At 74.1% G+C, this 15,319-nt stretch carries 5 protein-coding genes; all 5 read left to right on the top strand.

The features are described from left to right. Window positions 1-12 precede the first annotated feature (12 nt). The 5 genes from NMK34_RS14350 to NMK34_RS14370 are packed head-to-tail and all read left to right on the top strand — an operon-like array spanning window position 13 to window position 15,253. Window positions 13-5,460: an SDR family NAD(P)-dependent oxidoreductase gene (locus NMK34_RS14350; protein ID WP_318333816.1), complete on the top strand. Its 5,448-nt coding sequence runs from the start codon at window positions 13-15 to the stop codon at window positions 5,458-5,460. 32 nt (window positions 5,461-5,492) lie between these two features. After that, window positions 5,493-6,446 (top strand): TauD/TfdA family dioxygenase, encoded by a 954-nt coding sequence (locus NMK34_RS14355; protein ID WP_318333817.1) that lies wholly within the window; start codon window positions 5,493-5,495, stop codon window positions 6,444-6,446. A gap of 1 nt (window position 6,447) precedes the next feature. After that, window positions 6,448-6,636, top strand: a complete 189-nt coding sequence (locus tag NMK34_RS14360) for an MbtH family protein (protein ID WP_318333818.1) — start codon at window positions 6,448-6,450, stop codon at window positions 6,634-6,636. Then, window positions 6,633-9,758, top strand: a complete 3,126-nt coding sequence (locus NMK34_RS14365) for an amino acid adenylation domain-containing protein (RefSeq protein ID WP_318333819.1) — start codon at window positions 6,633-6,635, stop codon at window positions 9,756-9,758. Before NMK34_RS14360 ends, NMK34_RS14365 begins: the two co-directional genes overlap by 4 nt. Beyond that, complete coding sequence (locus NMK34_RS14370; RefSeq protein WP_318333820.1) at window positions 9,758-15,253, top strand: non-ribosomal peptide synthetase; 5,496 nt, start codon at window positions 9,758-9,760, stop codon at window positions 15,251-15,253. The genes NMK34_RS14365 and NMK34_RS14370 overlap by 1 nt, the downstream gene beginning before the upstream one ends. The last annotated feature ends 66 nt before the right edge of the window (window positions 15,254-15,319 follow it).

The following is a 15,319-nucleotide window of genomic DNA, read 5'->3' on the forward strand; positions in this document are numbered from 1 at the left end:
GAAGGAACCCCCATGCAGAACGACATTCCGGCCGACGACGGCGTCGAGCCCATCGCCATCGTCGGGCTCGCCGCCCGCCTGCCCGGCGCGGCCGACGTCGACGAGTTCTGGCGCAACCTGGTCGACGGCGTGGAGTCGACGACCGAACTGACCCGCGAGGAGCAGCTCGCCCGCGGCGCCCAGCCGCAGGAGGTCGACGACCCGGGCTGGGTCAACCGTGCCCCGCTGGTGGACGGCTACGACGAGTTCGACGCCGGACTGTTCGGGATGACCGCCCGCGAGGCCGAGATCACCGATCCGCAGCACCGGCTGTTCCTGGAGACCTGCTACACCGCCCTGCAGAACGCCGGCTACGACCCGGGGCGCTACGACGGCGCGGTGGGCGTGTACGCCGGCACCGGCGGCAACACGTACCTGCACCGCAACGTGTACCGCAACAAGCGCGTCGGCGGGAACCCGCACGGCGCTGTCTCGCTCGCCACCGGCAACTCGCCGAACTACGTGGCCACGAACGTGTCGTACCGGCTGGACCTGCGCGGGCCCAGCATGACCGTACACACCGCCTGCTCCACCTCGCTCGTCGCGTTCCACCTGGCCTGCGAGGCGCTGCGCAACGGCGAGTGCGACATGGCCCTGGCCGGCGGCGTCAACATCGAGCTGCCGCACGTCGGCTACCTCGGCATGGACGGCTTCACCTCGCCGGACGGGCGGTGCCGGCCGTTCGACGCCGGGGCGAACGGCACGGTGTGGGGCAGCGGCGTCGGCGTGACGCTGCTCAAGCGGCTGTCCGACGCGATCGCCGACGGCGACACCATCCGCGCGGTAGTGCTCGGCAACGCCATCAACAACGACGGCGCCGGGAAGGTCGGCTTCACCGCCCCCAGCATCGACGGGCAGATGGAGGCCGTCGCCCAGGCCGTCGAGCTGGCCGGCGTCGACCCGCGCAGCATCAGCTACGTCGAGGCGCACGGCACCGGCACCGCGCTCGGCGACCCGATCGAGGTCGCCGCGCTCTCAGCGGTCTACACCAAGGACACCGACGAGCGCGGCTGGTGCGGCATCGGCTCGGTGAAGTCGAACATCGGCCACCTCAGCCAGCCCTCCGGCATCGTCAGCGTGATCAAGACGGTGCTGGCGATGGAGCACGGGCTGATCCCGCCGACCATCAACTACGAGACGCCGAACCCGGCCATCGACTTCGCCGACACCCCGTTCTACGTGGCGAACACGCTGACCAAGTGGGACACCGACGGTGGACCGCGCCGCGCCGGCGTCAGCTCCTTCGGCATCGGCGGCACCAACGCGCACGTGGTGCTGGAGGAGGCCCCGGCCGCCGGCCGGCACGAGCCGCCGGCCCGCCCGGCGCAGCTGCTCCAGGTGTCGGCGAAGACCCCGACCGCGCTGGACACCGCCGTGCGGCGGCTCGCCGGCCACCTGGAGAGCGGCAGCGACGTGGCGCTCGCCGACGTGGCGCACACGCTGCGCGTCGGCCGCCAGGTGTACGCCCACCGCGCCGCCGTGGTCGCCGGTGACCCGGCGTCCGCGGCCGCCGCGCTGCGCGAGCGGCGCAAGGGCCACCGGGGTGTCGCCGAGGGTGCCGCGCCCCGGGTGGCGTTCCTGTTCAGCGGTCAGGGCTCGCAGTACGCCGGGATGGGCGCCGAGCTGTACGCGCAGGACAGCGCCTACGCCGCCGCCGTCGACGAGTGCGCCGAGCTGCTCCGCCCCGAGCTGGGCCTGGACATCCGCGACCTGATCCTCGGCCGCGACCCGGAGGCGGCGGACAAGCTCACGCAGACCCGCTACACCCAGCCCGCCCTGTTCACCGTCGAGTACGCGCTCGCCGCCGCCTGGCGGGCCGCCGGGGTCACCCCGGCCGCGATGATCGGCCACTCCATCGGCGAGTACGTGGCCGCGACGGTGGCCGGGGTGCTCGACCTCGCCGACGCGCTGCGCGTGGTGGCCGCCCGGGGCCGGCTCATGCACTCCCTGCCCGCCGGTTCGATGCTGGCGGTCACGCTCGACGAGTCGGAGGTGACCGGCAAGCTTCCCGAGGGCCTGTCGGTGGCGACTGTCAACGGCCCCGGCACCTGCGTGGTCGCCGGTGAGACGGCGCTCGTGGAGGAGTTCGCGGCGAGCCTCGGCGGCAAGAACAAGTCGAAGGTGCTGCGCACCTCGCACGCGTTCCACTCGCCGATGATGGACCCGATCCTGGACGAGTTCACCGCGCTGATGGCCACCGTGCCGCTGCGCGCCCCGGCGGTGCCGTTCGTCTCGAACGTGACGGGCACCTGGATCACCGAGGCGCAGGCCACCGACCCGGCGTACTGGGCCGCGCATCTGCGCCGCCCGGTCCGCTTCGGCGCGTGCGTGGCGACGCTGCTCGCCGAGGGCACCTGGGCACTCGTCGAGTGCGGCCCGGGCCGGCAGTTGGCCAACCTGGCCCGGATGCAGGTCGCGAAGGCCGGTGAGGCGCAGCGCGCGCTGACCCCGCTGGGCAGCCTGCCCGGCCCGGGCGAGCAGACCGGTGACCTGGCCGCGCTGCTCGGCACGGCCGGCGCGCTGTGGTGCGCCGGGGTGCCGGTGAGCGTCCCGGCCGACCCGCACGCGCGGCGGGTGCCGCTGCCCACGTACCCGTTCGAGCGGCGCCGCTACTGGATCGACCCGGACCCGGAGCAGGAGCCGGCGGCGGCGCCGGTCGAGACCGGCCCCCGCCCGCTGCCGGAGTGGTTCGCGGTGCCGGTGTGGCGGCAGGCCGCGCCGGCCCGCACGGCCGAGCCGCTGGGCCGCTGCCTGGTGCTGGCCGACGGTCCGCGCGGCGACGCGCTCGTGGCCGCGTTGCGCGCCGCCGGCGACGATCCGGTCGAGGTACGCGCCGGCGAGGCGTTCACCGCCACCGCCAACGGTTTCCGGCTGCGCCCCGGCGTACGCGCCGACGCCGAGGAGCTGGTCGCCGCGCTCGGCGCCGACCTGCCCCGGCGGATCGTGCACGCGTTCGCGCTCGACGGCGACCCGGCCGGCACCGACACGGCGGCCGCCTGGGCGGCGCAGGAACGCGGCTTCTTCGGTGCGCTGCACCTGGTGCAGGCCCTGGCCGGCGCCGGTGTCACGGCCGACGAGGCGGGCGTCCGCCTGGACCTGGTCACCGCCGGCATCGGCGACGTCCGCGGCGACGACCTGACCCGCCCGGAGCACGCCACGCTGGCCGGCCTGGCCCGGGTGCTCCCGGCGGAGCTGCCCGGCCTGACCGTGCGTCTGCTCGACACCGACCCGGCCGCGCGTGGCGTCGCCGCCCTGGTGGCCGAGCTGCGCAGCCCCGTCGACGCCGAGCACCCGGAGGTGGCGCTGCGCGGCGACCGCCGCTGGCTGGCCGGCTACGAGCAGGTCACAGTGGACGCCGAGGACGAGCCGGGCGTGCTGCGCGAGGAGGGCCGCTACCTGATCACCGGCGGTCTCGGCGGCATCGGCGTCACCCTCGCCGAGGACTTCGCCCGCCGGGCCCGCGCCAAGCTGGTGCTGCTGGCCCGTTCCGGGCTGCCCGAGCGGGACGAGTGGGACGCGCACCTGGCGGTGCACGGCGGCGCCGACCGGGCCGGGCGGGCCATCGCGGCGATCCGCCGGATGGAGGCCGCGGGCGCCGAGGTGCTGGTGCTCGCCGCCGACGTCACCGACGCCGACGACCTGCGCCGGGTCCGCGACGAGGCGGAGCGCCGGTTCGGCGGGCTGGACGGCATCGTGCACGCCGCCGGTCTGCCCGGCGGCGGCATGGCCGAGGTGAAGGACCGCGACGAGGCGCGGCGAGTGCTGGCCCCGAAGCTGGCCGGCACCCTGGCGCTGGCCCGGGTCTTCGGCGACCTGCCTCTGGACTTCGTCGTGCTCTGCTCCTCGATCACCGCGGTGATCGGCGGGTTCGGCCAGGTCGACTACTGCGCCGCGAACAACTTCCTGGACGCGTTCGCGCGCTCCGGCACCGGGTTCCGCGCGCCGGTGGTGTCGCAGAACTGGGGCGGCTGGGCCGAGGTCGGCATGGCGGTGGAGACCGCCGCGCCTGCCGCGTTCCGGGCCGCCGGGCGGGACACCGTGACCACGGCGGTCGCCCACCCGGTGCTCACCACGATGGTGGCCGGGCCGGACGGGACGGTGCTGCACGGCCTGGTCTCGGCGGACACCCACTGGCTGCTCGACGAGCACCGGATCGGCGGGGTGCCGGTGGTGCCGGGCACCGCCCACCTGGAGTCGGTGCGCGCCGCGGTGGTCGCGGCGCTGCCCGCGCCGGGGCCGGACGCCGCTGTGGAACTGCGGGACGTGGTGTTCCTGGAGCCGTTCTCGGTGCCGGACGGCACCGTGGCCCAGTACCGGGTCGAGCTGACCCCGGCCGAGGACGGCACCGACTTCACCGTCGCGAGCCTCGCCGCCGGCCAGGCGCGCACCCACGTCCGCGGCACCGCCGGGTGGACCACCGACGCGGCCCCGCCGGCCGCCGTGCCCGCGGTGGCGGGGCGGCGGGTCGACGACGACGCCTCGTTCGGCCGGGGACGCACGAGCATGCTCACGTTCGGGCCGCGCTGGGCGGCGCTGGCCGAGCACCACCTCGCCGACGGCGAGGAGCTGGCCCGGGTGCAGGCACCCGCCGCCGCGGTCGGTGACCTGCCCTCCTGGGGCATGCACCCGGCGCTGCTGGACGTGGCCACCGCGTTCGGCCGGGGCCAGGGCTCCGGCACCTACCTGCCGCTGTCGTACGGCCGGATCGTGGTGCGCGGCGCGCTGCCGGCGACGTTCCACAGTCACCTGCGGCACCGGCCCGCCGCCACCGACGAGGTGGTCGCCGCCGACCTGTCGCTGCGCGACCCGGACGGGCGGGAGCTGGTCTCGATCAGCGACTTCGTGCTGCGCCGGGTCGACCAGGAGGCGGTCACCGGCAACCTGGCCGAGTCCCCGGCGGCGGGCGACGCGGCGGTGCCGGTCACCGAGGACATCCGCCCCGTCGACGGCGCGGAGGCGTTCCGCCGCAGCCTCGCCGCCGGTCTCGGCGCCCAGGTGGTGATCACCACCCGCACCGTCGCCGACATCCGGCGCCGCGCGGCCCGGGTCACCACCGACAGCCTCGCCGAGGAGACCGACGCGCCGGCCGGTCCGGCCGGGGTCACCGGTGGCGGCTCGGCGGCGCCCGGCACCGAGCTGGAGAAGACGATCGCCCAGGTGTGGCGCGACGGCCTCGGCGTCACCGACGTCGGCGTGGACGACGACTTCTTCGCCCTCGGCGGCAACTCGCTGGTGGCCGTGCAGCTCATCGCCGCCATGCGCAAGGCGACAGGCGTACGGCTGCCGATGCGCAGCCTCTTCGAGACCCCCACGGTGGCCGGCCTGGCCGCCCGGATCGAGGAGCTGCGCGCGGAGGCGTCCGCCGACGCACCGGCCGCCCCGGCGGCGATCCCGGCCATCCCGCGGCTGCCCCGCGGCTGACACCCCGACGCAGAACCAGGAGACACCGCACCATGAGCGAGACAACCACGACGCTGCCGGTGGTCGTCGAGAGCGACGGCCGGGCGCTGACCGACCTGATCGCGGCCCGGCGCGCCGAGCTGCGGGACACCCTCGTCACCAGCGGCGGGCTGCTGTTCCGCGGCTTCGACGTGGGCGGCGTGGACGGCTTCGACCAGGCCGTCCGCGCACTCGCCGGCGAGCCGCTGACCTACACCGAGCGCTCCTCGCCCCGGCACTCCATCAAGGGCCGGGTCTACACCTCGACCGACTACCCGCCGGACGAGGAGATCTTCCTGCACAACGAGAACTCGTACCAGGCGCGCTGGCCGCTGACGCTGTTCTTCTACTGCGTCACGCCCCCGGACAGCCAGGGCGCCACGCCGCTGGCCGACGTGCGCCGGGTGTACGAGCTGATCGACCCGGCGGTCCGCGAGGAGTTCATCCGCCGCCGCTGGATGCTGGTGCGCAACTTCCACGGCGACTTCGGCACCCGCTGGCAGGAGGTGTTCAACACCGAGAGCCGCGCCGAGGTCGAGGCGTACGCGGCGGACAACGGCATCACCGTGGAGTGGGTCGGCAAGGACGGCCTGCGTACCCGCGCGGTCCGCGACGTGGTGCACCACCGGCCCGGCTCGGACACCCCGCGCTGGTTCAACCACGCCACCTTCTTCCACCTCAGCACCCTGCCAGCCGACTACCAGGAGGGGCTGCTGGCCATGTTCGGCGCGGACGGGCTGCCGTCGAACACCTACTACGGCGACGGCGGCGAGATCCCCGCCGACGTCATGGACCACCTGCGCGCCGCCTACCGGGCCGCCACCGTCCGCTTCGACTACCAGCGCGACGACGTGCTGGTGGTGGACAACATGACCGCCGCGCACGGCCGGGAACCGTTCACCGGTCCCCGCAAGATCGCCGTGGCGATGGCCGAGCCGTACACCCCCGAGACCGCAGGAGCGAACTGACATGGCCGAACCCCGATTCCTGGTCGTCCGCAACGACGAGGAGCAGTACTCGATCTGGTCGGCCGACCGGGACCTGCCCGCCGGCTGGCACGACACCGGCTTCGCCGGCACGCGCGAGGAGTGCCTGGCCCACGTCGACGAGGTCTGGACCGACATGCGTCCCCGCTCCGTGCGCGAGGCCCTCGCATGAGTACGAGCCAGGAGTGGACCTTTCCGGCCTCGTACGCCCAGGAGCGGGTGTGGATGGCCAACCAGCTCGACGCCGGGTCGCCGGTGTTCAACGTGTCCTTCCCGTGGCTGTTCCCGGCCGACGTGGACGCCGACACGGCCGGCGACGTGGTCAACCGGGTCATCGCCCGGCACGAGGCACTGCGTACCCGCCTGCGGACCGACGACGGTGCGCTGGTGCAGGTCGTACGCGCCCACGAGCCGGCGCCGCTGCCCGTCACCGACATCACCCATCTGCCGGCCGGTGAGCAGCGGGCCGAGTTCGAGCGCATCCGCGGCGAGATGGCCCGCACGCCGATCCCGCTGGACGCGGCCCCGCTGTGGCGGGCCCGGCTGATCCGGATGGAGGAGGGGCTGGCGCTGGCGTTCGTGGTGCACCACGCCGTCTTCGACAGCCACTCGGCGGTGCTGTTCCACGCCGAGCTGGTGGCGTTCTGCGAGGCCGCGCGCACCGGCGCCGAGCCCGCCGTGCCCGAGCTGCCCATCCAGTACGCGGACTTCGCGGTCTGGCAGCGTCAGCAGCTCACCGGTGCGGAACTGGACCGGCAGCTCGCGTTCTGGACCGGTCACCTGGCCGGCGCGCCGCCGGTCACCGGCCTGCCGCTGGACCGGCCCCGCCCGGCCCAGCTCGGCTTCGCCGGTGACGAGGTGCGCTTCACGCTGCCCGACGGGCTGCTGGACCGCGTCGGCGCACTGGCCACCGGCGCGCAGGCCACGCCGTACATGGTGCTGCTCGCCGGTTTCGCGGCGCTGCTGTCGCGGATCTCCGGCGAGGCCGACGTGGTGGTCGGCGTCTCCACCGCGGGCCGGGACAACCCGGAGCTGACGCCGCTGATCGGCATGTTCGTCAACCCGGTGGCGCTGCGCTGCGACGTCTCCGGCGACCCGACGTTCGCGGCGCTGCTGGGCCGGGTCCGCAACGGCCTGATCGACGCGATGGAGCACGGGCAGACGCCGTTCCAGAAGATCGTCGAGGCGGTCGACCCGCAGCGTGACCCGTCGGTGCAGCCGATCTTCCAGACCGCGCTGAACTGGATCCCGGACTCCGGCCTCGACCCGGTGGAGCTGGGCACCACCAAGGACGACCTGGCCTTCGACATCACCACCGGCGACTGCCGCCTGGTCTACCGCACCGAGCTGTTCGACCGGGCCACGGCCGAGACGGTGGTCCGCCGCTACGTACGGCTGCTGGCCGCCGCGGTCGCCGAGCCGGAGCGTACGGTCGGCGCGCTGCCGCTGCTCACCGACACCGAGCGGGAGCAGGTGCTCGGCACCTGGAACGACACCGCCCGCGACGTGCCGGTGACCACCGTGGTCGACGAGGTGCAGCGGCAGGCCGCCGCCACCCCGGACGCGGCGGCGCTGGTCTGCGACGGTGTGACGCTCGGCTACGGCGAGCTGAACAGCGCCGCGAACCGGCTGGCCCGGCTGCTGGTGGCGCGCGGCGCCGGCCCGGAGACCCGGGTCGCGCTGGCGCTGCCCCGCTCCTGCGACCTGGTCGTGGCGATGCTGGCGGTGCTCAAGGCCGGCGCCGCGTACGTGCCGGTGGACACCGCGTACCCGGCCGGCCGGATCGCTTACCTCCTGGAGGACGCCGCGCCCGCGCTGGTGGTGACCGCGCCGGACACCGCCGCCCTGGTGCCCGGTGACGCGCTGGTGCTCGACGGCGAGATCGGCTCCGACCAGTCCGGCGACGACCTCACCGACGCCGACCGGGTCGCGCCGCTGCGTCCGGAGCACCCGGCGTACGTGCTCCACACCTCCGGCTCCACCGGCCGCCCGAAGGGCGTGGTGGTCGAGCACCGGGCGGTGACCGCGTACCTGGCCTGGGCCCGCGCCACCTACCCCGGGCTGGCCGGGGTGGCGCTGCTGCACTCGCCGGTGTCGTTCGACCTGACCGTGACCGGCCTGCTCGGCACGCTCACCGCCGGCGGCACGGTACGGCTCGCCGCGATCGACGAGCCCGCCGCCCGCGCCGGTGGCCGGCCCGCCTTCCTCAAGGTCACGCCGAGCCACCTGCCGCTGCTCGACGGCGAGCTGTCGCCGACGGCCGACCTGGTGATCGGCGGCGAGGCGCTGACCGGGGAGCAGCTCGCCGCCTGGCGGGCCGCGCACCCCGACGTGGCAGTGATCAACGAGTACGGCCCGACGGAGGCCACTGTGGGCTGCGTCGCGGCCCGGATCGCCCCGGGCGAGCCGGTCCCGGCCGGTCCGGTGCCGATCGGCACGCCCACCTGGAACACGCGGGCGCTGCTGCTCGACGCCGCGCTGCGGCCGGTGCCGCCGGGCGTGGTGGGGGAGCTGTACGTCACCGGCACCCAGCTCGCGCGCGGCTATCACGACCGGCCCGCCCTGACCGCCGAGCGCTTCCTGCCCTGCCCGTACGGCCCGCCCGGCGCCCGGATGTACGCCACCGGCGACCTGGCCCGCTGGCGTGCCGACGGGACGCTGGACTACCTGGGCCGCCGCGACGACCAGGTCAAGGTGCGCGGCATGCGCATCGAGCTGGGCGAGGTCGAGGCCGCGCTGCTGGCCCACCCGGACGTGCGCGCCGCCGCCGCGGCGGTCCGCACCGACGGCGGCGAGCCGACGCTCGTCGGCTACCTGGTGGGCCCGGCCCACGAGGACTCGGTCCGCGCCGAACTGGCCCGTGAGCTGCCCGCGCACCTGGTGCCGGCCGCCCTGGTCCGGCTGGACGCGCTGCCGCTGACGCCGAACGGCAAGCTGGACCGTGCCGCGCTGCCCGCCCCGGCGGCGGCCGAGTCGGCGCAGGACAGCTACGTCGCACCCCGCACCGACGCCGAGGAGCTGGTCGCCGAGGTGTACGCCGAGATCCTCCAGGTGGAGAAGGTCGGCGCCCACGACGACTTCTTCGCCCTCGGCGGCAACTCGCTGCGCGGCATGCGGGCGATGGCCCGGATCCGCGCCGAGGTGGACGTCGACCTGCCGATGCGGGCGCTGTTCAGCAGCCCCGTGGTGGCGGACCTGGCCGCCCAGATCGAACAGCGGATCGCCGCCGAAATCGACGGGCTCTCCGACACCGAGGTCGCCGCGCTGCTCGCGGCGGAAGAGGGAACCAACTGATGACGGACCTGAAGGATCCGGCCCGCGAGGCGGCCCGGCAGGCGCTGATCGCCCGACGGCTACGCGCCCGCCAGACCGCCCCCGCGGCCCGGATCACCCCCCGCCCGTCCGGCGCGGAGGTGCCGCTGTCCTACGCCCAGGAGCGGGTCTGGTTCATGGACCAGCTCGCCCCGGGCGAGGCGGCGTACCACATCGCGGTTCCGCTGCGGGTACGCGGACCACTCGACGTGGACGCGCTGCGCGCCGCTCTGACCGGGCTCGCGGACCGGCACGAGTCGCAGCGCACCCGCTTCCCGGCCGACGCCGACGGCCGCCCCACCGTGGTCGTCGCGGACACCGCCGACGTGCCGCTGACGGTGGTGGAGGCGCCCGACGAGGCCGCCGCGCAGGCGCTCGTCGACGCGGCGGCGGCCGAGCCGTTCGACCTGGCGAACGGGCCGCTGCTGCGGGCCCTGCTGATCCGGCTCGCCGCCGACGACCACGTGCTGTTCCTCGCCCAGCACCACATCGTCGGCGACGGCTGGTCGGTGGACGTGCTGCTGCGCGACCTGATCACGCTCTACCGGGGCGGCGAGCCGCCCGCCCTGCCGATCCAGTACGGCGACTTCGCCGTCTGGGAGGCCCAGGAGCTGGACGGCCCGCAGGCGCGGGCGCACGTCGACTACTGGAAGCAGCGGCTGGCCGGGATCACCCCGCTGGAGCTGCCGCTGGACCGGCCCCGCCCGGCCACCCAGACCTACCGGGGTGACTTCGTCGAGTTCCAGCTCGACCCGGCCGCCACCGAGGCGCTCAACGCGCTCACCCGGGACAGCGGCGGCACGCTGTTCATGACGCTGCTCGCCGCGTACCAGGTGCTGCTGGCCCGGCACGCCGGCCAGGACGACTTCGCCATCGGTGCGTCGGTGGCCGGCCGGTCCGCGCCGGAGCTGGAGAACGTCGTCGGCATGTTCATCAACATGCTGCCGCTGCGCGCCGACCTGGCCGGCGACCCGACGTTCGCCGAGCTGCTGGAGCGCACCCGCCGTACCGTGCTCGACGGTTTCGAGCACGCCGAGGTGCCGTTCGCCAAGGTGGTCCACGAACTGGGCCTGCCGCGCGACGTCAGCCGCTCCCCGGTGTTCCAGGCCATGTTCGTGCTGCAGAACTACGAGATGGGCCGGTTCACCGGCGTGTCCCGCACCGACGAGGTCACGTTCTCCTGGACCCCGATGGAGTTGCAGGCCACCCGGTTCGACTTCGAGCTGCACGCGGTGGAGACCGTCGACGGTCTCTGGGGCAAGCTGGTCTTCAACACCGACCTGTTCGACCGGGCGACTGTCGAGCGGATGGCGCAGCGGTGGACCGCGCTGCTGGACGCGGTCGTCGCCGCGCCGGACACCCCGGTGTCCCGGCTGCCGCTGCTGCCCGCCGCCGAGCGGGATCTGCTGGCCGCCTGGAACGACACCGCCGCGGACTTCCCGCGCGCGGAGACGCTGCACGGCCCGATCGAGGAGCGCGCCGCGGCCACCCCGGACGCGGTCGCGGTCACCATCGACGGGCACAGCCGCACCTACGCCGAGCTGAACGCGCAGGCCAACCGCGTCGCGCACCGGCTGCGCGCGGCGGGCGTCGGCCCGGAGACCCTGGTCGGCGTCTGCGCGGAACGGTCGGTGGAACTGGTCGCCGGCCTGCTCGGCGTGCTCAAGGCCGGCGGCGCGTACCTGCCGCTGGACCCGGAGTACCCGGCCGACCGGCTCGCGTTCATGGTCGGCGACGCGGACGCGCCTGTGGTGCTGGTCCAGTCGCACCTGCGCGACGTGCTGCCCGACACCGGCGCCACCGTGCTCGAACTGGACGACGCCACGGTCTGGGCCGACCGGCCCGACACCGATCCGGCGCCGGCCGCCGGGCCGGAGAACCTGGCGTACGTCATCTACACCTCCGGGTCCACCGGCCGCCCGAAGGGCGTGCCGAACACGCACCGGGGCATCGTCAACCGGCTCGACTGGATGCAGAAGACGTACGGCCTCGGCGCCGACGACGCGGTGCTCCAGAAGACCCCGGCGAGCTTCGACGTGTCGGTGTGGGAGTTCTTCTGGCCGCTGCGCACCGGCGCCCGCCTGGTGCTGGCCGAGCCGGGCGGCCACAAGGACGCCGGCTACCTGCGTGACCTGCTGGTGTCCGAGCGGATCACCACCGCCCACTTCGTCCCGTCGATGCTGACCGTCTTCCTCGCCGAGGACGGCGTGGAGGCGGCCACCGCGCTGCGCCGGGTGATCTGCTCCGGTGAGGAGCTGCCGCTGGCCTCGGCGGCCGACTTCACCGCCCGGCTGCCCTGGTGCGGCCTGCACAACCTGTACGGCCCGACCGAGGCGGCCATCGACGTGACCGCCTGGGCGTGCGAGCCGGACCGGCTGGCGCAGGTGACGAGTGTGCCGATCGGCGCGCCGATCGCCAACCTGCGGCTGCACGTGCTCGACCCGTCCGGCGCGCAGTGCCCGGTCGGGGTGACCGGTGAACTGCACATCGGCGGTGTCGGGCTGGCCCGCGGCTACCACCGCCGGCCGGCGCTGACCGCGGAGAAGTTCGTCCCCGACCCGTTCTCCGTCGAGCCGGGTGCCCGCCTGTACCGCACCGGTGACCTGGCCCGCTGGGTCGTCGGCCCGGACGGCGCCGGGGTGATCGAGTTCCTCGGCCGTATCGACCACCAGGTCAAGCTGCGCGGTCTGCGCATCGAGCTGGGCGAGATCGAGAGCGCGCTGCGCGAGCAGCCGGGCGTCACCGAGGCCACGGTGATCGTCCGCGAGGACAGCCCGGGCGACAAGCGGCTCACCGCGTACGTGGTCGGGGAGGCCGAGCACGCCGCGCTGAAGGCGGCGCTGAAGGACACGCTGCCCGAATACATGGTGCCGGCCGCGTTCGTCACGCTCGACGCGCTGCCGCTGACTCCGAACGGCAAGCTGGACCGCAAGGCGCTGCCAGCGCCGGTGGTCACCCGTGAGGCGTCGGTGGCGCTCGTCGAGCCGCGCGACGACACCGAGCGGGCGCTCGCCGCGATCTGGTCCGAGGTGCTGGGCGTGGACACGCTCGGCATCGACGACGACTTCTTCGACCTGGGCGGGCACTCGATGCTCGCCACCCAGGTGGTCGCGAAGATCCGCAAGGCGGAGCTGGGCGGCCGGGCGGTCGGCGTGATGGACCTCTTCCAGCAGCGCACCATCCGCGACCTCGCCGCGTTCATCTCCGGTGACGCCGCGCAGGAGGGGCCGCGCCGGCTGCTCTACGAGCTGACCAAGCCGATCCCGGCGGGCAAGCGGGTGCTGACGTACGTCTGCGTCCCGTACGGCGGCGGCAGCGCCATCGTCTACCAGCCGCTGGCCGACGCGCTGCCGGCCGGATACGGGCTGTGGTCGCTGGCGATCCCCGGCCACGACGTGGGTCTCAGCGAGGACGCGCTGCCGTTCGACGAGCTGACCAGCCGGGTCGCCGACGAGATCCTGGAGCGGGTCGAGGGGCCGATCGCCCTGTACGGCCACTGCGGCGTGGGCAGCGCCATCCTCGCCGACGTGGCCCGCAAGGTCGAGGCGGCCGGCCGTGACCTGGAGGCCGTCTACATCGGCGCCATGTTCCCGTTCGCCCGCCCGAAGGGCGTGATCGCGGCGCTCCGCGACCGCCTCGAGCGGCTCAGCAGTAACAGGCACTCCGCGAGCTGGCTCAAGTCGATGGGTGTGGACACCGACGAGCTGGACCCGGAGCAGGCCGACCGGATCATCAGCAACATGCGGGCCGACTCCCGCGCCTCGGAGGAGTACTTCACCCGACTGCTGGACCAGCAGGCGGCGAAGCTCCGGACGCCGATCATCTCGGTGGTCGGCTCCGAGGACCCGGTGACCGACTACTACCGCGAGCGGTACGCCGAGTGGCAGTTCCTCAGCGACACGCTCGGCCTCGTCGTCCTCGACCAGGCCGGGCACTTCTTCCTCAAGTACCGGGCCGAGGAACTGGCCGAGATCGTCACGCAGGTGCACCCGGCGGTGGTCGCCGGTGACGTCAGCGCGCTGACGCCGCAGGCCCGCGGTGAGGACGCCGGCTGGGTGGTGGCCGACACGCTGCGGGTGGGCGAGGACCGCAAGCCCACAAAGACGGTCAAGCCGAGCATGGGCCGGTTCATGGCCGTCACGACCGGTCAGCTCATCTCCAGCACCGGTTCCGCGCTGACCGCGTTCGCGCTGCCGATCTGGCTGTTCAACCGCACCGGCTCGGTGGCGAACCTCGGTCTGCTCTGGGCGCTCGCGCTGATCTGCGGCGTGCTCATGCTGCCGGTGGCCGGCGCGCTGGTCGACCGGGTCAGCCGACGGCGGATCATGATGACGGCGAGCTGCTTCGCCGGGTCCGTCCAGCTCGTGCTGGCGGCCCTGTTGTGGACCGACAACCTGGTGCTCTGGCACATCTACATGCTGGTGGCGCTCAGTTCGGTGGCCGGTTCGTTCCAGCGGATCGCGTTCCAGTCGGCGGTGCCGCAGCTGGTGCCCAAGCGTTACCTCGGGCACGCCATGGGCATCACCCAGCTGTCCACCGGTGTGGCCACGCTGCTCATGCCGGCGTTCGCGGCCGGCCTGCTCGCCACCATCGAGCTGAAGGGCATCCTGCTGGTCGACGTGGCCAGCTACGTGTTCGCGGTGCTCACCCTCGCTGTGGTCCGCTTCCCGGACGCGCTGGGCTGGCGGCCCCGGGAACGGCTGCTGGTGGCCATCGCCAACGGCATGCGCTACTCGTGGCGGCACCGCGGGTTCCGGCTGATGCTCGGCTACTTCGCGCTGGGCAACATCTTCCTGGCGCCCGCGCTGGTGCTCATCACGCCGCTGGTGCTGTCGTTCGGCAGTCCGACGCAGGTGGCGCAGGTGGCGCTGGCCGAGGCGGTCGGCGCGGTGCTCGGCGGCGTGCTGATGTCGCTGTGGGGCGGTCCGCGCAAGCGCCGCATGATCGGTGTGCTGATCGGCAACCTGGGCACCGCGATCGGCTGCGTGCTGATCGGCCTGGACGCGTCGGTGGCGATGATCTGCGTCGGCTTCTGCTGGCTGGCCATGTCGATGACCACCGCGCAGTCGATCTACGCGACGATCGTCCAGGTGAAGGTGCCGCAGCGCTTCCACGGCCGGGTGTTCAGCCTGAACCAGACCATCTCCTGGTCGACGCTGCCGATCGGGTTCGCGCTGCTCGCGCCGGGCGCCACCGCGCTGTTCGAGCCGATGCTCGCCCCCGGTGGGGTGCTGGCCGGTTCGGTGGGCGCGGTGATCGGCACCGGACCGGGCCGGGGCATCGGTTTCGCGTACATCTGCTTCGGCGCGGCGCTGATCCTCATCACGCTCGGCGGTTTCGCGATCCGGCTGCTGCGCCGGTTCGACCTGGAGGTGGAGGACTCCCTGCCGGACGACCTGATCGGCGCCCAGGAGCGCGAGAAGCGCCTGGCCGCCAAGGCCGAGAAGGCCGAGAAGAAGGAACTCGCCTCGGTCTGACCCGCCTCCCATCCGGTTGATCAAGGAGTTCGTGTCCGGTCCGGGCCTTCCGGCCGGCACGAACTC

The organism is Micromonospora sp. BRA006-A (assembly GCF_033433935.1).
In the GTDB taxonomy this organism is placed as follows: domain Bacteria; phylum Actinomycetota; class Actinomycetes; order Mycobacteriales; family Micromonosporaceae; genus Micromonospora; species Micromonospora aurantiaca.

Excerpts from the sequence above, each read along its gene's own strand:
- NMK34_RS14350 (WP_318333816.1), top strand. The coding sequence starts at position 13 with ATGCAGAACGACATTCCGGCCGACGACGGCGTCGAGCCCATCGCCATC.
- NMK34_RS14355 (WP_318333817.1), top strand. The coding sequence starts at position 5,493 with ATGAGCGAGACAACCACGACGCTGCCGGTGGTCGTCGAGAGCGACGGC.
- NMK34_RS14360 (WP_318333818.1), top strand. The coding sequence starts at position 6,448 with ATGGCCGAACCCCGATTCCTGGTCGTCCGCAACGACGAGGAGCAGTAC.
- NMK34_RS14365 (WP_318333819.1), top strand. The coding sequence starts at position 6,633 with ATGAGTACGAGCCAGGAGTGGACCTTTCCGGCCTCGTACGCCCAGGAG.
- NMK34_RS14370 (WP_318333820.1), top strand. The coding sequence starts at position 9,758 with ATGACGGACCTGAAGGATCCGGCCCGCGAGGCGGCCCGGCAGGCGCTG.